Annotated in this window: 23 protein-coding genes and 3 tRNA genes; 13 read left to right on the forward strand and 13 right to left on the reverse strand. The window is 35.3% G+C overall.

The genetic code is table 11. The features are described from left to right. The coding region (locus E2R68_RS10995; protein ID WP_134277742.1) for a transposase at positions 1 to 391 on the forward strand (391 nt) is incomplete at its 5' end. A gap of 46 nt (positions 392 to 437) precedes the next feature. Here the strand turns inward: E2R68_RS10995 and E2R68_RS11000 are convergent. Further along, positions 438 to 674: a PA3496 family putative envelope integrity protein gene (locus tag E2R68_RS11000; RefSeq protein WP_134277743.1), complete on the reverse strand. Its 237-nt coding sequence runs from the start codon at positions 672 to 674 to the stop codon at positions 438 to 440. A gap of 369 nt (positions 675 to 1,043) precedes the next feature. On the opposite strand from E2R68_RS11000, the gene E2R68_RS11005 reads away from it, so the two are divergent. Then, on the forward strand, positions 1,044 to 2,096 hold the full coding sequence (locus E2R68_RS11005) for an aldo/keto reductase (RefSeq protein ID WP_134277744.1): 1,053 nt from the start codon (positions 1,044 to 1,046) through the stop codon (positions 2,094 to 2,096). 60 nt (positions 2,097 to 2,156) lie between these two features. Here the strand turns inward: E2R68_RS11005 and E2R68_RS11010 are convergent, their stop codons facing one another. From E2R68_RS11010 to E2R68_RS11060, 11 genes are all read right to left on the reverse strand, one after another. Then, positions 2,157 to 4,571, reverse strand: coding sequence for a DNA polymerase II (locus tag E2R68_RS11010; protein WP_134277745.1), 2,415 nt, complete (start codon positions 4,569 to 4,571; stop codon positions 2,157 to 2,159). Between the two features lie 304 nt (positions 4,572 to 4,875). After that, positions 4,876 to 6,150, reverse strand: a complete 1,275-nt coding sequence (locus tag E2R68_RS11015; RefSeq protein WP_134277746.1) for a uracil-xanthine permease family protein — start codon at positions 6,148 to 6,150, stop codon at positions 4,876 to 4,878. A gap of 99 nt (positions 6,151 to 6,249) precedes the next feature. After that, positions 6,250 to 6,876, reverse strand: a complete 627-nt coding sequence (gene upp / locus E2R68_RS11020; protein ID WP_134277747.1) for a uracil phosphoribosyltransferase — start codon at positions 6,874 to 6,876, stop codon at positions 6,250 to 6,252. Positions 6,877 to 7,065: 189 nt separating this feature from the next. Next, entirely contained in the window at positions 7,066 to 8,283 is a 1,218-nt protein-coding gene (locus tag E2R68_RS11025; protein ID WP_134277748.1) for an ammonium transporter, read from the reverse strand. Positions 8,284 to 8,376: 93 nt separating this feature from the next. Next, positions 8,377 to 8,766: a helix-turn-helix domain-containing protein gene (locus E2R68_RS14130; RefSeq protein WP_134277850.1), complete on the reverse strand. Its 390-nt coding sequence runs from the start codon at positions 8,764 to 8,766 to the stop codon at positions 8,377 to 8,379. A 76-nt stretch (positions 8,767 to 8,842) separates the two neighbouring features. Continuing rightward, a tRNA-Asn gene (locus E2R68_RS11035) sits at positions 8,843 to 8,918 on the reverse strand. 66 nt (positions 8,919 to 8,984) lie between these two features. Then, positions 8,985 to 9,060, reverse strand: a tRNA-Asn gene (locus E2R68_RS11040). Between the two features lie 66 nt (positions 9,061 to 9,126). Continuing rightward, a tRNA-Asn gene (locus E2R68_RS11045) sits at positions 9,127 to 9,202 on the reverse strand. Between the two features lie 250 nt (positions 9,203 to 9,452). Beyond that, positions 9,453 to 10,217: a DUF3379 family protein gene (locus E2R68_RS11050; protein ID WP_134277749.1), complete on the reverse strand. Its 765-nt coding sequence runs from the start codon at positions 10,215 to 10,217 to the stop codon at positions 9,453 to 9,455. Then, positions 10,210 to 10,773 carry a sigma-70 family RNA polymerase sigma factor gene (locus tag E2R68_RS11055; RefSeq protein WP_134277750.1) on the reverse strand — a complete coding sequence of 188 codons (564 nt, stop codon included), beginning with the start codon at positions 10,771 to 10,773 and terminating at the stop codon, positions 10,210 to 10,212. The genes E2R68_RS11050 and E2R68_RS11055 overlap by 8 nt, the downstream gene beginning before the upstream one ends. A gap of 157 nt (positions 10,774 to 10,930) precedes the next feature. Then, positions 10,931 to 11,419 carry a hypothetical protein gene (locus tag E2R68_RS11060; protein WP_134277751.1) on the reverse strand — a complete coding sequence of 163 codons (489 nt, stop codon included), beginning with the start codon at positions 11,417 to 11,419 and terminating at the stop codon, positions 10,931 to 10,933. A gap of 220 nt (positions 11,420 to 11,639) precedes the next feature. On the opposite strand from E2R68_RS11060, the gene ccoN reads away from it, so the two are divergent. The 11 genes from ccoN to bcp all read left to right on the forward strand — a co-directional run bounded on the left by ccoN (position 11,640) and on the right by bcp (position 21,198). Next, the gene (gene ccoN, locus E2R68_RS11065; RefSeq protein ID WP_134277752.1) at positions 11,640 to 13,070 is read left to right on the forward strand and encodes a cytochrome-c oxidase, cbb3-type subunit I; all 1,431 of its coding nucleotides are present in this window, start codon (positions 11,640 to 11,642) and stop codon (positions 13,068 to 13,070) included. Positions 13,071 to 13,083: 13 nt separating this feature from the next. Next, complete coding sequence (gene ccoO / locus E2R68_RS11070; RefSeq protein WP_134277753.1) at positions 13,084 to 13,686, forward strand: cytochrome-c oxidase, cbb3-type subunit II; 603 nt, start codon at positions 13,084 to 13,086, stop codon at positions 13,684 to 13,686. 47 nt (positions 13,687 to 13,733) lie between these two features. Continuing rightward, a complete protein-coding gene (locus E2R68_RS11075; protein ID WP_134277754.1) occupies positions 13,734 to 13,925 on the forward strand; it encodes a cbb3-type cytochrome oxidase subunit 3 in 192 nt (63 codons plus the stop codon). Next, positions 13,925 to 14,884 carry a cytochrome-c oxidase, cbb3-type subunit III gene (gene ccoP / locus E2R68_RS11080; RefSeq protein WP_134277755.1) on the forward strand — a complete coding sequence of 320 codons (960 nt, stop codon included), beginning with the start codon at positions 13,925 to 13,927 and terminating at the stop codon, positions 14,882 to 14,884. Before E2R68_RS11075 ends, ccoP begins: the two co-directional genes overlap by 1 nt. Positions 14,885 to 15,019: 135 nt before the next feature. Continuing rightward, positions 15,020 to 15,496 (forward strand): FixH family protein, encoded by a 477-nt coding sequence (locus E2R68_RS11085; protein ID WP_134277756.1) that lies wholly within the window; start codon positions 15,020 to 15,022, stop codon positions 15,494 to 15,496. Continuing rightward, the gene (locus E2R68_RS11090; protein WP_134277757.1) at positions 15,497 to 17,917 is read left to right on the forward strand and encodes a heavy metal translocating P-type ATPase; all 2,421 of its coding nucleotides are present in this window, start codon (positions 15,497 to 15,499) and stop codon (positions 17,915 to 17,917) included. It abuts the gene before it with no gap. Then, positions 17,914 to 18,111, forward strand: a complete 198-nt coding sequence (gene ccoS, locus E2R68_RS11095) for a cbb3-type cytochrome oxidase assembly protein CcoS (RefSeq protein ID WP_134277758.1) — start codon at positions 17,914 to 17,916, stop codon at positions 18,109 to 18,111. Before E2R68_RS11090 ends, ccoS begins: the two co-directional genes overlap by 4 nt. Next, complete coding sequence (locus E2R68_RS11100; protein WP_134277759.1) at positions 18,101 to 18,778, forward strand: sulfite exporter TauE/SafE family protein; 678 nt, start codon at positions 18,101 to 18,103, stop codon at positions 18,776 to 18,778. Before ccoS ends, E2R68_RS11100 begins: the two co-directional genes overlap by 11 nt. Before the next feature lie 135 nt (positions 18,779 to 18,913). Next, entirely contained in the window at positions 18,914 to 19,663 is a 750-nt protein-coding gene (locus tag E2R68_RS11105) for an FNR family transcription factor (protein ID WP_134277760.1), read from the forward strand. 121 nt (positions 19,664 to 19,784) lie between these two features. Next, entirely contained in the window at positions 19,785 to 20,723 is a 939-nt protein-coding gene (uspE, locus tag E2R68_RS11110; RefSeq protein WP_134277761.1) for a universal stress protein UspE, read from the forward strand. Positions 20,724 to 20,733: 10 nt separating this feature from the next. Next, a complete protein-coding gene (gene bcp, locus E2R68_RS11115; protein ID WP_134277762.1) occupies positions 20,734 to 21,198 on the forward strand; it encodes a thioredoxin-dependent thiol peroxidase in 465 nt (154 codons plus the stop codon). A gap of 179 nt (positions 21,199 to 21,377) precedes the next feature. Here bcp and E2R68_RS11120 read toward each other — a convergent pair whose 3' ends face one another. Then, a complete protein-coding gene (locus tag E2R68_RS11120) occupies positions 21,378 to 22,466 on the reverse strand; it encodes an AI-2E family transporter (protein WP_134277763.1) in 1,089 nt (362 codons plus the stop codon). Between the last annotated feature and the right edge of the window lie 96 nt (positions 22,467 to 22,562).

Here is a 22,562-nt window from a genome sequence, read left to right on the forward strand (position 1 = left end):
GACGGCTGATTTAAAAGGTATCTATCGAGCAGTGACTGAAGATGAAGCCTTAAAGGCATTGGATGACTTTAGTGATAAATGGGATGAGAAGTACCCTCAAATCAGCCGTTCATGGCGTGTCCATTGGCATAACCTCAATACGTTGTTTAGTTATCCTGAGGACATCAGGAAAGCGATATATACGACCAATGCGATTGAGTCATTGAACAGTGTAATACGTAAAGCCATCAAGAAACGTAAGGTGCTCCCAACGGATGATTCGGCTAAAAAGGTGGTTTATCTTGCTATCATGGATGCATCAAAGAAATGGACGATGCCAATAAGAAATTGGAAAACGGCCTTGAATCGTTTTATGATAACGTTCGAAGACCGTCTTAAAGACTACGTTTAAAAACCGCAGTTACACAGAATTATTTACAGGGTCTTTTTTAATTTTATTAGCTATCCAGATAATCTAAATCGTCATAATCATCACCTAGTAACTCTTTTAAACGTTTTCTTTCCTTAATTTCTTCAATACTACGGCGAACCTTGCCTCTTTTTCTATCGTTTAATAACGCCTGCTTCTTTTTCATTGATGAATTATCTTCATCCCATTCATCTTCTGAAAAAAAATCAGTTATATCTTGAGTCTCGTCTTCAGTTTGTAGAGAGTTTCTATTAGTATTTGCCATTTTAATTCTCCAATTATGACGGCATTGATGTACCGCTTACAGGCTATTTATAACTACAAAAAACTTATTATTAAATCATTTACTTTAAAAATACTAAGTATGAAAAAATTATTTATTATTAAATAAAACCATACTTTGTTCTTTTTAACTCATTATTTGAAAAAATTCGATAAAAAAATACAATTTAAATCACTTTAAAAATTATTAGCTATAAAATATGACTTTTCAAGATTATTTAGATGACAATTTAGTTTAATAATCATTCATTATTGAGAATAAGCATTTAACGTTTCCATCATACAAGCAATATACATATTGCTCATAAGCAGTTACATTAATGGCTTATTTAAAATCAACAAAAAGGTGAGTATGCAATTTTCAACTTTAGGTAGTAGTAATCTATCAATTTCTCGAGTTTGTTTAGGCAGCATGACTTGGGGGTTACAAAATACTCAGCAAGATGCAAATCAGCAGATAAACTATGCATTAGAGCAAGGTATAAATTTTATTGATACAGCTGAAATGTATGCAGTCCCACCCTCTGCTGATACCTACGGTAAAACAGAATCTATTATTGGAAACTATTTAGCGAATAATCGTCACCAACGCAAAGATATTATATTAGCTTCTAAAATAGCAGGGCCAGGTATTGCTTGGGTTCGTAATGGTGGAATAATCACAGGTCAGGCAGTAATTGATTCAGTAGAAGCCTCTTTAAAACGTTTACAAACAGATTACCTAGATCTTTACCAACTACATTGGCCAAACCGTCAATCACCTCATTTTGGGCAGCATGCTCTAAATCATTATAAATTTTCAGATAGTGATGCAACTCAACAAACAGAATCGATGTTAGATGTATTAACAGGATTAGATGCATGCGTTAAAGCAGGTAAAATCCGTCATTGTGGTCTATCAGATGATACTCCATGGGGCATTAATACTTTCTTGAAATTAAGTGAACAGCACAACCTGCCACGTATGGTTTCTATTCAAAATGAGTTTAACTTATTACATACAAAAGATTGGCCATATCTGATTGAAAATTGTGTCCATGAAAATATTGCTTATTTACCATGGTCTCCATTAGCAGGGGGTATGTTAAGCGGTAAATACCTTAATGGACAACGCCCAACAGGAAGCCGATGGACATTACAACAACGTAATGGGTTATTTAGAAACACGGAAGCAAGTGAAGCAGCAATTAAAGCTTATCAAGAAATTGCTATTGCTAATAATATGACAACTGCTCAACTGGCATTAAAATGGTGCGACCAAGTTGATGGGGTGAGTTCAACTATCATAGGTGCGACCAATTTATCACAATTAAAAGAAGATTTAGATGCATTTAAAGAGCCTTTGTCTGAACAAGCATTAACTGATATCAGTAGCGTATTAAGTAACTACACAACCCCATTCTAAACTCATTAATTGTTCAGACTCTAATGATGCAACTGACATAAAGCTGCATTTTTAGAGTCTTTAAAATAAAGACATTTGATCTGATGTTATAAGGTTAAAATCTATACCTAAAATAGGCAGAATAGCTTCTGCTATGGGTTTTAACTGCTTATCAATATATTGTTGATAATCAATTTCAGAATGGCAATATTCCTGCGGCTCAGGACCATTCACCGTCAACAAATAACCTATTCGCCCACGTTGTTGATAACGCAAGGGTAAACCCAACTCCGCATTTTGTTGGTCAGCTAAACGTGCAGCTCTTACTTGAGGTGGAATATTTTTAATGTAATCTGCTAATGGTCGACGTAAACGTTTGTGATACACCAATTTATCATCTAACAGGCCTTGTTTTAATTGAGCGATTGTTTCTGTTATATATTCTTCAACGGGCATTTCTGCAAATATTTTTTGATATAGAGTTTGTTGAAAAGTTTGTGCCAGTTCAGTCCAATCGGAGCGAACTGTTTCTAATCCTTTAAAGACTATTTTTTCACCTTCATCCGTCGCAGTTAAACCTGCATAACGCTTTTTAGATCCTGTATCTTGACCACGTAACGTTGGCATAAAAAATTTTGAAAAAGCGGTTTCAAACTCAATTTCTAAGTAACAATCAAGATCGTATTCTTGCCGTAAAAGTTCAGCCCAATATTGATTAATATCGAGAGCAAGTTGCTGCCCAATTTGATTCGCTTGTTGTAAATTTTGACATTCTTTTAAATACACAAAAGTAGAGTCTGTATCTCCATAAATAACCTGCTGACCTTTTGCTTCAATAAAAGCAGCTGTTTGTTGCATTATTTGATGCCCACGCAGCGTAATAGAACTTGCTAAGCGAGTATCATGGAAACGGCAACCAGCGGATCCTAAAACACCATACATGCTATTCATAATAATTTTAATCGCATGTTGAAAAGCATTATTTTTTTCTTTTTTAGCCTGCTCACGGGCATTAGTGAGTGTATCTAGAATACCCGGAAGGTGATGTTGTTGCCGGCTAAACCTTGCCCCTCTAAAACCAGGAATAGTTTCTCTTTTAGTCTCTAATAGACCTTCTATCATTCCCATAGGATCAATTTTAAAAGTTCGAATAATATTGGGATATAATGATTTGAAATCGAGTACTAACACCCATTCGTATAACCCTGGCTTTGAGTCCATGACAAAGCCACCAGGAGAATGCTGGGCTTGAATATCACCTAAATTTGGGGCGATGTAACCACTACGATGTAATAAGGGTAAATATAAATTAGTGAAAGCGGCAACAGAAGCTCCACGGCGATCAAGTGCCAGCCCAGTTAATCGAGCTCGTTGAATGGTATATTCCGCTAATTGCTTCGCAGCAAAAATACGTTCAACCAATAAACAATCCTGTAAATTGTAACGTGCGAGGGTTACGGGTTCTTGTTCAAATTGTCGCTTTATCTCCAAACCTTTATCATAATTATTAGCAATCAACTTGCCTTCTGAAAACAAACTTTGACTAACAAATTCCAAACTATAACTTTCAAAATGTAAACTAGCATTTCTTAATGCATCGATACCATCTAAAACAACGCGGCCATTTAAAATAACTGAGCCGGCATTAGCATCATCTCTGTGTGCTAACCATTTTAAGGCACTACCATCACGCCCAATAGTTAAAGGAACATTTAAAATATGAGCGCGTTTTGCTAATAAACGCATATCAAAGTTAGCAACGGCCCATCCGATAATCGCATCGGGATCATGAATTTCAAACCAACGGGTTAACTGTATTAATAACTCCCGTTCATCTTTAACCCAAACAATATTAATATTTTCTGCAGCTTGAGTTTGTCCAATCATCAACACAGTATGGTGTGCTTGTTTTGACTGTTCAGTATTATTCATACTTAACGCGATACTATACAACTCGCTTTGAGGACTGCATTCAACATCTAATGACACCATGTTTAAACAACTATTACGTTTAATCACCCCCTCATCGCTTTCAGCAGAAAGTGTTGCGTGCTGACAAGACCAGTAACTTCCAAGCCAATCAATTTGACCGGACACTCTCACTAACCCGTAAATAAATCGCTCCATTAAATAACGATCACTTAACTTAATATCGCCTTCATAAGTTGCAATATTTTGTTTCATTAAAGCCAGTTGACACCATTTATGATGTTGTTGTTTGAAGGTGTAAATCGCGCAGACTTTTTTACCATTGAAGGTTTTTATATCAATTGAACGAATATAATCAGGTTGGCAGTTTTCTTGTTTCCAAATATCTTTTGCTTGTTCAACTTGTTCCTGTTCAATTAAAAAAACATAGCGTTGTTGAGGCACTACAACTCGACAGGGACCGCGGTCGGTACTTAACCAAAAAATAAGATCAACACCATTCACGTTCTCAACTTGCTGACGCGATAATATTAAACCAGAGATAAAGGTAAGAGATCTTTCTTTCATAAGAATATTTTATACCAAGCACAATAAATAGCTTATCTATTTTACAGGTTAAAACAGTCTACTTCCTCGTTGTAAACTTCGTAAAGAGCACAACTATTTACGTCAATTTACACCTTAAATTAAACTGCTTTTTCAACGTAAAATTTAGATAACGTATTTAATGTCATCGGTATTAAAGCAATTTGCAGACAAATGTCAGTATTTAATAAATTAGATAAGAGGGTACAGAGGAAATGATAAGAATAATAAGGGTAATAAATAAGTAGAGAAAGTAAGAGGCTACTAGCCTCTTACTTTAACAAGTTTAAAAACGTTGACGTGGTAAAAATAGATTAAGCAATATAGCAACAATACCGCAAAGACTAACACCTTGTAGACTGAATGAACCTACACCTAGCGCCATGCCTCCAATACCAAAAATCAATACAACTGATACGATACATAAATTACGCGCTTGTGATAAATCCACTTGATGACGGATCAAAGTATTCAAACCAACAGAGGCAATCGTACCAAATAATAAAATCATGATCCCGCCCATCACTGTAGTAGGGATCGTTTGTAATATAGCTCCAAACTTACCAACAAAGGCTAACACAATCGCAATAATCGCAGCCCAAATCATCACTTTAGGATTGAAATTTCGCGTTAACATTACTGCACCAGTTACCTCAGAATAAGTGGTATTAGGTGGACCACCAAATAATGACGCTAAACTTGTCGCTGCTCCATCACCAAATAGCGTTCGATGTAAACCAGGTTTTTTAATGTAATCTTTCCCTGTTACGTTACTAATTGCCAATATATCACCAACATGTTCAACAGCAGGAGCAATAGCAACTGGGATCATAAATAAGACTGCATGCCAATTCCACTCAGGCGCAACAAACTGTGGGATACTTAACCATGTTGCATTGCTAATCGCACTAAAATCAAGCACACCAAAAAAGAAAGATAAAATATAACCAACTAAAACACCGCAGAAAATAGGCACTAATTTAAAAATGCCTTTAGCCAAAGTAGAAACAAGTAATGTGGTTATCAATGCAGAAAATGAAATAATCATAGCGGTATTTTGCTCAATCAAGACCGTACTTCCGTCACCTGTTTTACCCAATGCCATATTAACCGCTAATGGAGCGAGCCCTAAGCCGATAACCATAATCACAGGACCAACAACAACGGGAGGCAATAGTCGATGAATAAAGTCGACTCCTTTGAGTTTTACTGCATAGGACATCAGCATATACACTACACCTGCAGCAAATAAACCAGACATAGTCCCCGGAATTCCCCAAGTTTGGATCCCGTAAGCAATAGGAGCAATGAAAGCAAATGAAGAGGCAAGGAAAATTGGTACCTGCCCTTTAGTAATAAATTGGAATAATAATGTACCAGCACCCGCAGTAAATAATGCCACATTAGGATCTAATCCAGTAATCAACGGCATTAATACTAAAGCACCAAAAGCAACAAATAACATTTGAGAACCTGCTAATGCTTGCTGAAATACATTAATATTTTGTGTTTTATCTTCTACAGACGTTTTAGATTGTTCACTTGAGGGGGCATCCTGCATGCAGAACTCCATTTAAAAATTAAAATTTAAAGGAAAATATATAGTCAGTTTAATTATTAAGCTGACCATTTAAATATGTAATTAAGAGTATTCTTAAAGTTATTTAGTACCGAATATTTTATCACCCGCATCACCTAAACCAGGCACTATATATCCTCGCTCATTTAAGTGTGAGTCGATTGACGCAGTATAAACCTCAATATCAGGATGCGACTCTTCTAGTGCTTTTAAGCCTTCAGGAGCAGCAACTAAAATCAATACTTTAATATTTTTACAGCCACTTTCCTTAATAAGATCTAATGTTGAGATCATTGAACCACCTGTCGCTAGCATAGGATCAACAACTAAAGCTAAACGTTGGTCGATTTGGCTCACTAATTTCTGAAAATAAGGAACTGGCTCTAATGTTTCTTCATCACGATAGATACCAACAACACTTACTTTTGCACTTGGAATATAATCTAAAACACCATCCATCATACCTAGGCCAGCACGTAAAATAGGTACTACAGTTACTTTTTTACCTGCAATTTGTTGAACCTCTAACTCACCTTCCCAACCTTGGATTGTGACCGATTCTAGTGCTAGATCTTTAGTTGCTTCATAAGTTAATAAACTGGCAACTTCACGAGCTAATTCACGAAAACGTTTAGTACTAATATCTGCTTCGCGCAATAAACCTAATTTATGTTGAATAAGAGGATGCTTTACTTCTACTACTTTCATGGTATTTCTCCAAAATGATAAATTAATAATTATTTAATCATAACAGCACATAATACTAAAATGAGCCCATCTACTTTTTAATTAATAACTTTATTTATTAATATTTTAAACAAAAAAGGTTGAGAATTTCTTCTCAACCTTTAATAGATACAAACTATTTTATAAAACTTTTCAAAATATAAAACATAATTAGTTATTATTCAGGTTCGTAGCACCAATTCTATGAATGGTGACATCTGCACCATTGAATTCTTCTTCTTCGCTTAAACGAATAGGAGCAAATTTATTAACTGATTTGTAGACTATAAAACCACCAATAACCGCAACAGTAATACCTAATAAAGAACCAATTAGTTGGCTCATAAAGCTAACACCACCAAGGCCACCAAAGCTTTCTAAACCAAAGATTCCTGCAGCAAGGCCGCCCCATAAACCACAAACACCATGTAAAGGCCAAACACCTAATACATCATCAAAGCTAGTAAATTTATTTTGCACATAAGTAAATAACCAAACAAATAAACCACCTGCGATTAAACCAGTCACTAATGCTCCGATAGGATGCATCACATCAGATCCGGCACAAACAGCAACTAAGCCAGCCAAAGGACCATTATGAATGAAGCCTGGATCTTTTTTCCCAATAATAAGTGAGCTAATAATACCACCAACCATTGCCATTAAAGAGTTCATTGCAACTAAGCCACTAATCCCTTCAATCGCTTGTGCTGACATAACATTAAAACCAAACCAACCGATAGATAGGATCCAAGCACCTAATGCTAATAAAGGAATATTTGAAGGAGCAAAAGCAACTAATTTATCACCACGGTAACGTCCATTACGACTACCTAAAACGATAATAGCCGCAAAAGCAATCCAACCGCCAACTGCATGTACTACAATCGAACCCGCAAAATCATGGAAGCTAGCACCAAAAGAGTTTTCTAACCACCCTTGGAAACCATAATTACCATTCCAAATTAAACCTTCAAAAAATGGGTAGACGATGCCAACACATAAAGCAGCAGCTATAAGCATTGGATTAAATCGAGCTCTTTCTGCAACACCACCAGAAATAATGGCAGGAATAGCAGCTGCAAATGTCATTAAGAAGAAAAACTTAACTAATTCGTAACCATTATTTTGTGCTAATACAGCAGCACTATCAAAGAATGTAACCCCATACGCTAACCAATAACCAAAAAAGAAATAAACTAATGCTGACACGCCAAAGTCAGACATAATTTTCACTAAGGCATTGACTTGGTTTTTATGACGAACTGTTCCTACTTCTAAAAAGGCAAAACCGGCATGCATAGCAAAAACCATGATTGCACCTAATAATATAAATAATGTATCTGCACCGCTTAATAATGCAGTCACATGATTTTGTACTGACTCCATGAAGACCCCTTTGCAAGTCTCTAAAAAAATTTACAGAACAATAACTGATCAGCATCTCAGTTAACATATTTTTATGCTGTTTTTGTCTATTTTTTAATATAAATCAATATTAGAAATAAAAAGTAGTCTACAAAAATAAATAATTAGAGACAAAAAGAAGGAAAAACAACTCTCATTTGTATGAGGATAACTACCTGAATATATTGTAGGTATATTCTGCTGTCCGAACCGTGCTTCATCCTGTAACCAAATATCAACCTTGTCTACGGCAATATGACCAGGGATTTTAAGGATCGTTTCTATTTGGAACTTTTTAAAATCTTCTTGGGCTTCGATGGATTGTTTAGGATGCTTAGAGCGTGAGGTTATCCATGAAAATCCTAACCGATGAAGTAATTTATAGACGCTAGATAAGTGATATTGATAGCCGAAATGTTCAAGGATAAATGATTGAATATCAGAGCCTATTAAGCGGAATGGTATAAATTAGTCGAATGACGATTAACTATAAATTATAGACAAAAAAAAGCCTGAACAATTTGCTCAGGCTTTTTTAATGTGGCTCCTCTTGCTGGGCTTGAACCAGCGACACACGGATTAACAGTCCGTTGCTCTACCAACTGAGCTAAAGAGGAATTGTTCTTTTAAGTCTTCAAATTATTAGACTCGTTATGCTTGACATCATCAAGCTTAACTAAATGTGGCTCCTCTTGCTGGGCTTGAACCAGCGACACACGGATTAACAGTCCGTTGCTCTACCAACTGAGCTAAAGAGGAATTGTTATTTTAAGTCTTCAAATTATCAGACTCGTTATGCTCGACATCATCAAGCTTAACTAAATATGGCTCCTCTTGCTGGGCTTGAACCAGCGACACACGGATTAACAGTCCGTTGCTCTACCAACTGAGCTAAAGAGGAATTGTTTTTATTACTATTAATCCTAATAGCGAATTAACAGTGTATCTATCGCTCTACCAACTGAGCTAAATAGGATTCTGTATAACGTAGCTATTAAAGATAAAAATTTAATACAGTCACGTTAAAGACGGGCGCAGTATATTTTTTGAGTTTAGTCATGTCAACCAAAAAGGGTGATAAAAAAATTGGTTGCTGATAATTCAAGCAACCAATCACAATTATTTACTTTATTGTTTAATAATAAAACAAATTAGATATCCCACTTAATCGTTTTAGCTAATTTTTCTTTCATCTTATTAAGCGGTTCATCTTGTTCACCAACAATGACAACATTAGCCTTACCAACATGTTCTGATATCCCTTTGAAATGTTGGTTACTAAACTCTGCAGAAGGCTCAAAACCTGCATCATCAGGCACAACAAAAACTGTTACACGGCCTTTTTCTCCCTCTAATATCATATGCAAAGCTGAACTACCTTCAAAACTACAATAGTTAACAAAATAGATGTTACCTAATCCAGGTTTAGCTGTACCACCATATCGAGCTAACTTAACATTTACATTTTGAATACTCGCCTGCTCATTAACTTTAGCGGTTAAAAAATATTCTTTTTGTACATGTTGTAGCGCAACACTACCTATATCAGCATGCGGTGCAGGTGTACTAACAATTGCATTTTCAGTAGCATCAAAACTTTCATTAGGTGCTATCCCACTTTTTAACATAGGTAAACTCAACCCAATAATAAAAGCGATTGAAGCAGCAATCGCAATATGCCAGCGATTACTCATTGTTTTATCATGTTCGATAGCAAAGCTTTGCTCTAACAATATTTTACCCGCTAAATCATTTGGAACTTTAACGTCTAAGCTATCTTTTAATAGTTGATCAAATTCTTTTGCTTCACTTACTAATTTTTGCGCACATTCAGAATTAGCAGCTCGCTTTAAAAACTCTTCATTTTTGTCATTGGGCGTAGCAATCGCGGTATGACGAAATAAAATATCATCCATGTGCTTCTCCGTTATTATCAATTTCAACTTTTAAATTACTTTTAAGCAAATTCTTCGCTCTAAATAAACGCGTTAAAACTGTGTTTTTATTTAAATCTAGCTGTTCTGCAATTTCTTCTGCAGTAAAACCTGCGATAAGTTGTAGCAACAGCGGTTCTTTATAATCAATTGGTAAAGTATCTATTTTTTGTCTTATTAGCTCTTTATCGTATGGACTTGTATCTTCTTCAGCTGCAATTTCATAATCATCGATATCAACTAATGACAATTGTTTACGCTCAAAACGTCTTGCATTTTCACGTCTTAATATGGTGAATAACCAAGCCTTGGCAGATTTATCATCTAATAAATTGTCAATGCTTTTCCAAGCACGTAAACAAGTTTCTTGTACTAAGTCTTGAGCAACTTCTGAGTCACGACAAACCCAGAATGCGTAACGATATAAATCGGCACTATAGACATTGACTAACGACTCATATCGCTTTTGTTTTCTATTCATATCCTTAATGACCGAGGATGATGAAGTTTTATTTCGTTTGAATGCAAAAAAACTCATTAACTTCCTTAATTATTCATAAACCCTATGATGAGTCCGGGTTCCTTTATTGATTGCAGTTTTATATGTTCTATCAGTGTCTTTTTAAAATATTAAAACAGTAATTGATTATTTGAAAAGCGAGAAAACTCTTTTAATAAACACATTAATAAAAAGACTAACGTGATATTAAAAAGTCATAAGCTAAGTTAACTGTTTGGCCATCAAGATCAACTACGACTTCAAGTTGCCATAACATTTTATCTTCAGTACAAGATCCAACCATTGTTTTTGCATGCGATTGTTGTATTCCTTTTTCATTTACAGGGCTAAAAATAACTGGGATGTGTCCCATAAACATACTTTTACCTATTATCTTAGCGCTAATCACTTGCCAATTATTCAGTTCACTTTTTAGCGTTAAATGAAACCACTCTTCAGGTATAATTTCACCTTCATCAACAGATAAATAAAATGTTCCTAAAACTGATTTAAATGCACAAGGTTTTGTAAAATCACAAACATTATCCACAATATTTAATGCTAATTTATTGTCAGAATTATCTACTTTTTCAGTAATTGAAGAATCTATTGTTCGCCAAACAAATAATCCAATTAATAAACTAAGCATAATTAGTAATTGAATCAATCTACTTTTTGTTAACATTGCAATTCCTTGTAAAAATAATGGTTACCGCGCATTTTTTAACACAAATACTAATTTAATTAACATTAAATCGATGCAAATCTGTTTATTTTTTTAATTGTCGCGTAAACTTCTGCTCGAATATAGATGTTTTAAACTTATCTTTAAAAGATCTATATAGAATACATTTTATTACGTCATAATAAACGTACATTGTAAATACATGCATGGAATCAAAACAATGACAACCGCAACCAATATACAACCTGATTACAACATGAAAGTTGTTCGTCAGTTTACACTTACCACCATCCTTTGGGGTATCGTGGGAATGAGTGTCGGAGTACTTATTGCAGCCCAACTTATTTGGCCAGCTTTAAACTTTGATACACCTTGGCTTACATACAGTCGCTTACGCCCTTTACATACTAATGCAGTTATTTTTGCCTTTGGTACATCGGCATTAATGGCAACTTCATTTTATGTGGTGCAACGTACCTGCCAAACAAAGTTATTTGGTGGACCATTAGCCTCTATTGTTTTCTGGGGATGGCAATTAATTATTTTATCTGCCGTTATTACCCTTCCTCTAGGTTACACAACATCTAAAGAATACGCTGAATTAGAGTGGCCAATTGATTTATTAATTACAGCGGTTTGGGTTGTGTATGCCATTGTCTTTTTTGGCACATTAACGATAAGAAAAACATCTCATATTTATGTAGCCAACTGGTTCTTTGGTGCATTTATTCTTACCGTTGCGGTATTACACATTGTTAATAGCTTAGCTATCCCATTATCAATGTCCTCAATGAAGTCATACTCTATTTACTCTGGTGCTGTTGATGCAATGGTACAATGGTGGTATGGACATAATGCCGTTGGTTTCTTATTAACAGCTGGTTTCTTAGGCATGATGTATTACTTCGTACCTAAACAAGCTAACCGCCCTGTTTATTCTTATCGTTTATCAATCATCCATTTCTGGGCTCTGATTGCTGTTTATATTTGGGCAGGTCCACATCATCTTCATTACACAGCTTTACCTGATTGGGCTCAGTCATTAGGTATGGTGATGTCTATTATCCTATTTGTGCCATCTTGGGGCGGCATGATCAATGGTATTATGACCTTATCTGGAGCATGGCATAAGCTACGCACAGACCCTATTTTACGTTTCTTAGTTGTTTCATTATCTTTCTACGGTATGTCTACGTTTGAAGGACCAATGATGGCGATTAAAACAGTAAACGCATTATCTCACTACACAGACTGGACGGTAGGTCATGTTCATTCAGGTGCGCTTGGTTGGGTTGCAATGGTAACAATTGGTTCTCTTTACCATTTGGTTCCACGTTTATTTGGCCAAAAAGGCATGTACAGTGTTGCATTAATTAATTTACATTTTTGGCTAGCAACAATTGGTACTGTTTTATACATAGTTGCAATGTGGATTTCAGGTGTAATGCAAGGATTAATGTGGAGAGCTGTCAATGCAGACGGTACATTAACTTATACCTTCGTTGAGTCATTAGAGAAATCTTACCCGTTCTACACAATACGTTTGGTCGGTGGCATTATTTTCTTAAGTGGTATGTTTGTAATGGCTTACAACACATACAAAACAATCGCTGCTAAAGAAGGCTCTATCAAGCCTCAAGAACTAGGTTAGACGGGAGTTAATAATGAAACATGAATTTATTGAAAAGAATGCAGGCTTATTAGCTGTTTTTATTATCATTGCGATTAGCTTTGGTGGTTTAGCACAAATAACGCCTCTGATATTCCAAAAAGAAATGAATGAACCTGTAGATACATTACGTCCTTACACTGCATTAGAAATGGAAGGCCGTGACATTTATATTAAAGAAGGATGTCATGTTTGTCATAGTCAAATGATCCGCCCTTTCCGAGCTGAAACTGAACGTTACGGTCACTACAGCATGGCAGGTGAGCATGTTTGGGAACATCCATTCTTATGGGGGTCAAAACGTACTGGACCAGATCTAGCACGTGTTGGTGGTCGTTATTCTGATGCGTGGCATGAAGTACATCTACTGAATCCTCGAGATGTAGTACCACAATCAAATATGCCTAATTTTCCTTGGTTAGCAACAAATCTGTTAACTGGAGAGGAAACAGCAGCTAAATTAACTATCTTCAGAGATAACTTTGGTGTGCCATACACTGATGAAGATATTGCAGGTGCTAAAGCTGCCGTTGAAGGTAAGACTGAAATGCAAGCAATTATTGCATACTTACAATCACTTGGTCATGCATTCAAATAAATAATTATCGTGCCTAGCAATAGGCACTTTCAGTAGCTGGAGGCTCTATGGATTTTGCAACATTTAACGGACTATATACCTTATTCTTAATTATTATTTTTGTTGCGTTGATTTTCTGGGCTTATAGTAAAAAACAAAAACAGTCCTTTGAAGAAATGGGTAACTCCATTTTAGATGATGATCTGGACTCAACAGAGTATGAAAGCAATTCAAGCGAACATACAGGAGCTAAAAAATAATGAGCATTTTTTGGACAATATGGATCACTACTATCTCACTAATCGTTATTATCGGTTGTGCGGTACTCCTAAAACTAGCAAGTAAGAACTCAACTAACGTCAAAGAAGGCGATCCAATGCCTCATACTTTTGACGGGATTCAAGAATTAAATAATCCATTACCTAAATGGTGGGTTGGTTTATTCTGGTTTTCAATTTTTACAGCATTAATTTATTCAGTTGCTTTTCCTGCTTATACTGCAAATTGGAATGGTTTTTTAAACTGGTCAAGTTCAGAGCAGAGTGTCAAATCACAAGCTGAATCTGATGAAGTAGCAAAAACGTCTAACTCGCAATATCAACGAGAAATGAATGCCGCTGAAGAAAAGTATGGTGCTGTATTTAAAAAATTAGCTTATACAGAATCTGGTGACTACAAAGATATCGAGGTTATTGCTAAAGACACAGAAGCAGTAAAAGTAGGACAACGTTTATTCTTACAAAACTGCGCTCAATGTCATGGCTCAGATGCTCGTGGTGGTAATGGTTTTCCTAATCTTTCAGACAATGATTGGTTATATGGTGGTGAGGCTCTTACTATTAAAGAAACCATTATGAAAGGTCGTCATGGTGTAATGCCTGCTTGGAAAGACATCCTAGGTGAACAAGGTGTTAAAGAAGTATCAACTTATGTATTACAACTAAGTGGACGCCGCGTAAACTCTATCGAAGCACAAGCAGGTAAAGATCGTTTCGTGATGTGTGCGGCTTGTCATGGTCCAGAAGGTAAAGGTATGCATGAATTTGGAGCACCTAATTTAACTGATAAAGTTTGGTTATACGGTGGCTCACGTAAAGCTGTAGAAGATACTGTTCGCAATGGTCGAAATGGTGTGATGCCAGCTTGGGGTGATATTTTAGGTGAAGATAAAGTGCAATTATTAGCTGCATTTGTTTATTCTTTATCACAAGAAAAATAAACTCAAACAAGCGTAACAAAATTAACAAATTAAGACATAAAAAGCCTCGTTTATCGGGGCTTTTTTATAGCTAAAATTCACTGTAAATGATAAATTGACGGCCCTAATTACCTTTCTCTAATAACAGGAACTGTTATGCAAGCAAATACAAAGAAAACCTGGTTTAAACAATTTTGGCCGTGGTTTTTAATTATTTTACCAATGGCTGCTGTTGTTGCGGGTATCACCACTGTTTTTATCGCCGTTGATAATAAACCTGATATGGTGGTTGATGATTATTATAAAACAGGTAAAGCAATTAATGCCGATTTGAGTTTGATAAAAAAAGCGAAAGAGTTAGGAATTTCAGCTGTTGTTCAACAGCAAAAAGGTGAACTTTTAATTACACTTGATGGATTAAAAGACCATGCTTCTATTAGCTTGTCATTATATCACTCAACACAATCTAAACGAGATAAGATCTTAATGTTAACTGCTGATGGAGAAGGTAAATATCATTTTGAGACAGAAAAATCGTTAACAGGTAAATGGACACTTCGCATAGAACCTTTTGATAAGCAATGGCGCTTACAAAAACATGTTCAATTTCCAACCAAAGAGATCCTGTTATAGATGAAAGAAGTAAGTCTTTGCTTTCATTGTGGAGAGCCTAATCCAACAAATACCATCTTTAAAGTAGTTATTAACGATGTACAACAAAATATGTGCTGCCCTGGCTGTGAGGCCATTGCTCAAACCATCGTTGATAGTGGGTTAAGCTCTTATTATGAACATCGAACAGAAGTGGCGAATAAAGGTGAAGATTTAATTCCTGAAGAGTTACAACAACTTAAACATTATGATCTTGAACAAATACAGTCAGATTTTATAAAAAAATCTGGCGAGATAACTGAAATAACACTCACCATCGAAGGCATTAGTTGTGCCGCTTGTGCTTGGCTAATCGAAAAACAGTTACGTTTTTTACCCGGCATTATGTTTGTTAACGTTAATACAACCTTAAACCGAGCTTTAATCCGTTGGGATAATAAACAAGTTGCGTTAAGTAAAATATTACAACAAATCCAACGCATTGGTTATAAAGGCTACCCTTTCCAAGTTAATCAACAAGAAGTTTTTTATACCGCACAAGTGAAATCTTATTTACGACGTTTAGGACTAGCTGGCCTAGCAACCATGCAGGTTATGATGTTTGCAATTGCTCTTTATGCTGATTTCTTTTCAGGTATGGAAGAAGAGTTTATACACTACTTTAGATGGGTCAGTTTTATTATTGCTACACCTGTATTACTGTATAGTGCACAACCCTTTTATGCTAATGCGTGGCGTAATATTCGAAATAAAACACTGGGAATGGATATCCCTATTTCAATTGCTTTATTAGGAGCTTATACAGCGTCAGGTTATGCAACAATTGTTGGGCGAGGTGAAGTTTATTTCGAGTCTGTCGCTATGTTTACCTTTCTATTACTATTAGGAAGATTATTAGAACTACGTGCCCGACGCAAAGCATCTGAAACAAGTAGTAACTTATTACGTTTACTGCCTTCAATGGCGACTTTAATAGACGTTACTAATGATGTATCAACTCATCAACTCATACCAGCAAAAACATTAGTGGCAGGGCAGAAAATATTAGTTAAACCAGGTGAAACAATTGCTGTTGATGGCAAAATAATTGATGGTCAAAGTAATATTGAAGAATCTATGCTAACCGGTGAGCATTTACCTGTTTTCAAGCAAGCTCAAGATAGTGTTTATGCCGGCACAGTTAATATTAGTAGTGTATTAACTATTGAAGTGGTAAATGTGGGTAATAACACATTAATAGCTGACATTATTCAATTACAAAATAATGCTCAACAAAATAAACCACGTATTGAAGTGATGGCAGATACGGTTTCCCGCTATTTTGTCGCTGCGTTATTAGTCATCGCGACTTTGACTTACATTGGTTGGAGTATTATCGATGCAGATCAAGCTTTTTGGATAACTTTATCTGTGTTAGTTGCAACCTGTCCATGTGCATTATCTCTTGCGACCCCAACAGCACTTACTTGTGCGACGGCACAACTAAACAAGCAAGGCATATTGATTAAACAACACCATGTTTTAGAAACACTGAATAAGATTCAACACATTGTATTTGATAAAACGGGAACATTAACAGAAGGTAATTTTAAGCTCTTAAAAACACATTTGTACCCAAAAAATTCCAATCAAAGTTATACTGAGCAACAATGTATTGATATTGCAGCTAACCTCGAAATAAATTCAGAGCACCCTATTGCAGTTGCTTTCTCTCAGTTACAAAACCAAGTATTGCAACTGAGTAATATCGAAAATATACCAAGCCAAGGATTACAAGCTTCTTGGAGAAATAACGATACAATACAACAAATAAAATTGGGCCATGCTAAATTTTGTCAAGTTGAGCAAGAGCTAGAAAGTAAAGAGTTAGCAATCTACTTAACCGTTGATGAGCAATTAATTGCAATCTTTGAATTAGGTGATGAAATACGGAGTACTGCAGCAGCATTAACTGACTTCTGCCAGCTTAAAAAATTAAAAACAACCATGTTAACAGGTGATATTTCAAATAAAAGTGAAGAAGTCGCCAAACAATTAAATATTGAGACAGTGATTAAAGGTGTCAACCCACAACAAAAACTCACCTATATTCAGGAATTACAACAAACACAGCAAGTGATGATGATTGGGGATGGTATTAATGATGCACCGGTTTTAGCAGGAGCTCATGTTTCTGTAGCTTTAGCTAGTGGGACTGATATAGCAAAAAATTGTGCAGATGTTATTTTACTTGGTTCACATTTACAAAAAATTAGTTTATTAATGAATAATGCTAAAAAGACAACCCGTATCATTAGGGAGAATCTAGCTTGGTCATTGGGTTATAACCTTATCATTATGCCACTAGCAGTGATGGGCTTAGTTCCGCCTTACATTGCAGTACTAGGCATGTCTTTCAGTTCACTTATCGTTGTCAGTAACTCTTTAAGGTTATTAAAATGAGTATTATTTATGTATTGATTCCAATTGCAATGATCTTTGTATCAATTGCAGTGTTAGTTTTCTTTTGGGCTGTTAAATCTAATCAATATGAAGACTTAGATAGAGAAGGTGTCAATATTTTATTTGATGAAGATATGCCAACAAACACACCATCAGAAAACATTAAAGATGATATAAAAACAGATGCTCATTAATGATTTTTTTAGTGCATTTTTAATTGGTTTGTTAGGCGCAGGCCATTGCATTGGCATGTGTTCAGGTATAGCGAGTGCTTTAAGTTTTTCAATAAACCCTCGGCAAAAAAATGCCCTATTAGCTCTATTTTTGTATAACTTAGGTCGTATTAGTAGTTATTCTGTTGCTGGTTTTATATTTGCAGCAAGTAGCGGTATCTTGATTATATGGATGGGTGGTAAAGAGTCACTTATTTACTTACGTATTATTGCCGCCATCATGATGCTTTTATTAGCATGTTATATTGCTAGAATATGGAATGGTTTATTATTTGTAGAACGTACAGGCCAACTTCTATGGAAGTTTATTAAACCATTAGCACAATATTTTTTACCCTTAAAACACCCTCTTTTAGCATTTCCTTTAGGATTTTTCTGGGGGTGGTTGCCATGCGGTTTAGTGTATTCAACCTTAGTATGGGCTATTAGCACTGCAGACGCAGTTAATGGTCTTATTATTATGTTGGGATTTGGACTAGGCACCTTGCCAGCGATGATGTTAGTGGGTTCGCTAAGCCATAAATTAAAACATATTCTTAATAAAAAATGGTTCAGATATGGTAGTGGTATCATTCTTTGTTTATTTGCTTTTCAAACTCTCTTTGTCGCAATAAAGCAACTTTATTAAAAAAATATTTATAAAAGTCAGGTTTACTTCAAATTCATAATAACTCGGTAATGGACGACTTGTTTTATATCAATTTGTGTATTCAAAGGCTCTTTATAAAATGCTACAATTGACTTAAATCAACAAACTTTAAGAATGTATATGGATAAAAATAATTCAAGTCGACTACAAACAGGTGGCTGTGCAATTCATTGCCAAGATTGCAGCATTAGCCAATTATGTATCCCTTATTCATTAAATGAGACTGAATTAGATCGTTTAGATACTATTATTGAGCGTAAAAAACCTATACAAAAAGGCCAAGAAATCTTTAAAGCCGGTGAAGAAATGAAATGCTTATATGCAATTCGTTCTGGTACCTTAAAGTCTTACACTATTACAGAGCAAGGTGACGAACAAATAACAGCTTTTCACTTAGCAGGTGATTTAGTTGGATTTGATGGCATCAGCTCAGGTACACATCCAAGTTTTTCACAAGCACTTGAAACAGCAATGATTTGTGAAATTCCCTACGAAACACTAGATCACTTATCAACAACAATGCCGAAATTAAGACAACAAATATTACGTCTAATGAGTGCAGAGATTGTAGGTGATCAAAACATGATTTTGTTACTTTCGAAGAAAAATGCAGAAGAAAGATTAGCTTCTTTTATTCACAATCTTTCAGTTCGTTATGCGGCACGAGGTTTCTCTCCAAGAGAGTTTAGATTATCAATGACTCGAGGAGATATTGGCAACTACCTTGGTTTAACCGTTGAAACTATCAGCCGATTATTAGGTCGTTTCCAAAAAAGTGGCATGATTGCAGTGAAAGGCAAATACATCACAATATTAGATGAAGATCAATTAGCAGAGTTAGCAGGTGCCGTAGATAAAATATAATTAAAAAACCTTTATTATCGTCAGAATTTTTTTTACTTTTTCTGGCGTATATCACTACCTATTTAATGCTATCTGATCTAAATTGTATATATGTGGTTTATTATAAAATTTAGAGGTTAACATGCTTAAATATCGTAACATTTTAGTCTATATAGATCCCACACAAGAACAGCAACCTGCTTTACAGCGCGCTATTGAAATAGCCGAAAAAGAGCAAAAAGCCAAGATCACTTTGTTCCTATGCTGTTATGATTTAACCTACGAGATGACCTCATTAAGCTCTATGGAAGAACGCCATGCTATGCGCTCTATCGTATTGCGAGAGAATCAAGAATGGTTAGATTCACTAGCTGCTCCACACAGAGAAAAAGGTCAAAAAATAAATTGCCAAGTACAATGGCACAATCGTCCATTTCAAGCAGCAATACAATTGATCCTGCAGGAAGGCTATGATTTATTAATAAAATCAACGCATCCACACTCTCGTCTCAGTGCTATTCTGTTTACACCTACCGATTGGAACTTATTAAGAAAATGTCCAATTCCTTTATTATTAGTAAAATCAGATTCATGGCCAGAAGAAGGTAATATTTTATGTGCTATCGATTGTAAAAGTAGTGAGGATTCTGAGCATCACCAATTAAACTCATCTATCCTAACTGAAGCTATTGATATAGCTGCAATGATAAAATCGAATGTTCATATTGTAAATGCGTGCCCTAGTCCTCCGATGAATATAATGATGGAATTACCTGAATTTGATCCTATCGACTATGAAGATGGTTTGAAAAAATTCCATCAAAAAATATTAAATGACTATGCAAGTGAATATCACGTTGCTCCAGAAAATACACATTTACATCAAGGCTTACCAGAAGATGTAATAAGCCAAGTAGCAGAAGATATAAAAACAGAACTGGTCATTTTAGGTACTGTTGGACATTCTGGATTAGGCGCTGCTTTATTAGGTAGTACTGCAGAACAAGTTATTGATAAATTAGACTGTGACTTGCTTGCACTTAAACCTAAAGGTTTTGTCAGTCCAATTAAATTAGATTAATAGAGGTAAAATGAAGCGATTAGTTAAAGGTGATAAAGCCCCACAATTCACATTAGAAGATGATCAAGGTAATAACGTATCATTGGTAGACTTAGCAGGAAAAAAAGTACTAGTGTACTTTTACCCTAAAGCAATGACTCCAGGATGCATAACTCAAGCTTGTGGATTAAGAGATGTAAATGCTCAGCTTGCAGACTTAAATACTATTGTTTTGGGAGTTAGTCCAGATCCAGTTAAAAAGCTGCAAAACTTTGTCACTAAAAAAGAGCTTAACTTCCCTCTATTATCCGATACGGATCATGCAGTAGCTGATGCTTTTGGTGTTTGGGGTGAGAAAAAATTTATGGGGAAAACTTATGATGGTATCCATCGTATTAGCTTCCTCGTAGATGAACAAGGTACTATCGAACACATTTTTGATAAGTTTAAAACAAAAGATCATCATCAAGTTGTTATTGATTATTTAACACAATAACTAACAAAAACAGAATAGAAAGAGTGAATATTTAAGGGCGATTAATCGCCCTTTTAATGCCTATAATTTATATCCTAAGTGACACTCCCTTTACGAAATTTACAACAAGGAAGTAGACTTTTTAACAAATAAAAGAGATAAACTATTGATTGTAATTGCAATTTTCTTTCAAGCATCAGTTACTTATGTTCAGTAGTCATTGCAGCCAATCTATCAACCTCTTCAGGCGTAGGCCATGCATGTAATACGGCCTTTACAAGTGTTGCTAAAGGTATTGCAAAAAAGACTCCCCAAAAGCCCCACAGGCCCCCAAAAACTAGAACTGAAATAATAATGACAATCGGGTGCAGATTTACAGCTTCCGAAAACAGTATTGGAACAATAACATTACCATCAACTGCTTGAATAATACCGTAGGCTATCATGAGGTATACAAATTCAGGTGAAATCCCCCATTGAAATAATGCAGCAACGGCTACAGGTACTGTCACAGCAGCAGCACCAATATAAGGAATGAGTACCGACAAACCAACTAATACAGCCAATAACGCAGAATAACGTAAATCCATAATAAAAAAAGTTAAATAAGTGACAACACCAACGATCAGGATTTCAATAACTTTACCACGGATATAATTCATAATTTGGCCATTCATTTCAGACCAAACTTGCACTGCTAATTTACGGTTTCTAGGTAAAAATCTTGCCATACTGGTAATTAATCTATCTTTGTCTTTTAGCATAAAAATCATCATCAAAGGCACTAAAATCGTATAAACCAGTAAAGCAGCAATATTCAATAAAGAGGCAAAAGATTGTGATAGCAGAAAGCCTCCACTACTCAGTAAATAGTTTTTAATTGTCTCAATTAGGTTTTTAATTGTCACCGGATCAATTGCATCGGGATACTGGGTAGGTAGTGTTAATATATAAGCCTGCCCTTGATTCAACATCATAGGAAGTTCTCGAATAAAAGAAGCTGCTTGCTTAAATACAGTAGGTAGAATTCCCAAGAAAGTAACAATAGAAATAGAAATGAATAATGTCATGATAATTAAAGTTGAAATTGTTCTATTTAACTTAAAGCGCATTAAGTAAGTGATAGGCCAATCTAACAAATAAGCTAAAACAACAGCAACAAATACTGGTGTGAGAATGCCACCAAAATAATAAACAATTGCAAAAGAGAAGATTAATAACAGGAATAAAACACTCAGATCAGGATCTGAAAAACGCGTTTTATACCATTGATAAATCTGTTTAAACATTCAAAATATTCCTTTTTAAGAAGCGACTTCCATTGTATACATGTAGAACTATCTTTATTCTTTACCGTAAAGTTTATTAACTAGGTAAGTTATTTT

This window comes from Psychromonas algarum (genome assembly GCF_004376845.1).
Taxonomy (GTDB): Bacteria; Pseudomonadota; Gammaproteobacteria; order Enterobacterales; family Psychromonadaceae; genus Psychromonas.

Coding starts and splice junctions, on each gene's coding strand:
- ccoO (WP_134277753.1), top strand. CDS start 13,084: ATGAAACATGAATTTATTGAAAAGAATGCAGGCTTATTAGCTGTTTTT.
- bcp (WP_134277762.1), top strand. CDS start 20,734: ATGAAGCGATTAGTTAAAGGTGATAAAGCCCCACAATTCACATTAGAA.
- E2R68_RS11005 (WP_134277744.1), top strand. CDS start 1,044: ATGCAATTTTCAACTTTAGGTAGTAGTAATCTATCAATTTCTCGAGTT.
- ccoP (WP_134277755.1), top strand. CDS start 13,925: ATGAGCATTTTTTGGACAATATGGATCACTACTATCTCACTAATCGTT.
- E2R68_RS11050 (WP_134277749.1), bottom strand. CDS start 10,217: ATGGATGATATTTTATTTCGTCATACCGCGATTGCTACGCCCAATGAC.
- E2R68_RS11000 (WP_134277743.1), bottom strand. CDS start 674: ATGGCAAATACTAATAGAAACTCTCTACAAACTGAAGACGAGACTCAA.
- E2R68_RS11105 (WP_134277760.1), top strand. CDS start 18,914: ATGTATATGGATAAAAATAATTCAAGTCGACTACAAACAGGTGGCTGT.
- E2R68_RS11025 (WP_134277748.1), bottom strand. CDS start 8,283: ATGGAGTCAGTACAAAATCATGTGACTGCATTATTAAGCGGTGCAGAT.
- E2R68_RS11075 (WP_134277754.1), top strand. CDS start 13,734: ATGGATTTTGCAACATTTAACGGACTATATACCTTATTCTTAATTATT.
- ccoS (WP_134277758.1), top strand. CDS start 17,914: ATGAGTATTATTTATGTATTGATTCCAATTGCAATGATCTTTGTATCA.
- E2R68_RS11120 (WP_134277763.1), bottom strand. CDS start 22,466: ATGTTTAAACAGATTTATCAATGGTATAAAACGCGTTTTTCAGATCCT.
- E2R68_RS11055 (WP_134277750.1), bottom strand. CDS start 10,773: ATGAGTTTTTTTGCATTCAAACGAAATAAAACTTCATCATCCTCGGTC.
- E2R68_RS11015 (WP_134277746.1), bottom strand. CDS start 6,150: ATGCAGGATGCCCCCTCAAGTGAACAATCTAAAACGTCTGTAGAAGAT.
- upp (WP_134277747.1), bottom strand. CDS start 6,876: ATGAAAGTAGTAGAAGTAAAGCATCCTCTTATTCAACATAAATTAGGT.
- E2R68_RS11085 (WP_134277756.1), top strand. CDS start 15,020: ATGCAAGCAAATACAAAGAAAACCTGGTTTAAACAATTTTGGCCGTGG.
- E2R68_RS11100 (WP_134277759.1), top strand. CDS start 18,101: ATGCTCATTAATGATTTTTTTAGTGCATTTTTAATTGGTTTGTTAGGC.
- E2R68_RS11060 (WP_134277751.1), bottom strand. CDS start 11,419: ATGTTAACAAAAAGTAGATTGATTCAATTACTAATTATGCTTAGTTTA.
- E2R68_RS11010 (WP_134277745.1), bottom strand. CDS start 4,571: ATGAAAGAAAGATCTCTTACCTTTATCTCTGGTTTAATATTATCGCGT.
- ccoN (WP_134277752.1), top strand. CDS start 11,640: ATGACAACCGCAACCAATATACAACCTGATTACAACATGAAAGTTGTT.
- uspE (WP_134277761.1), top strand. CDS start 19,785: ATGCTTAAATATCGTAACATTTTAGTCTATATAGATCCCACACAAGAA.
- E2R68_RS11090 (WP_134277757.1), top strand. CDS start 15,497: ATGAAAGAAGTAAGTCTTTGCTTTCATTGTGGAGAGCCTAATCCAACA.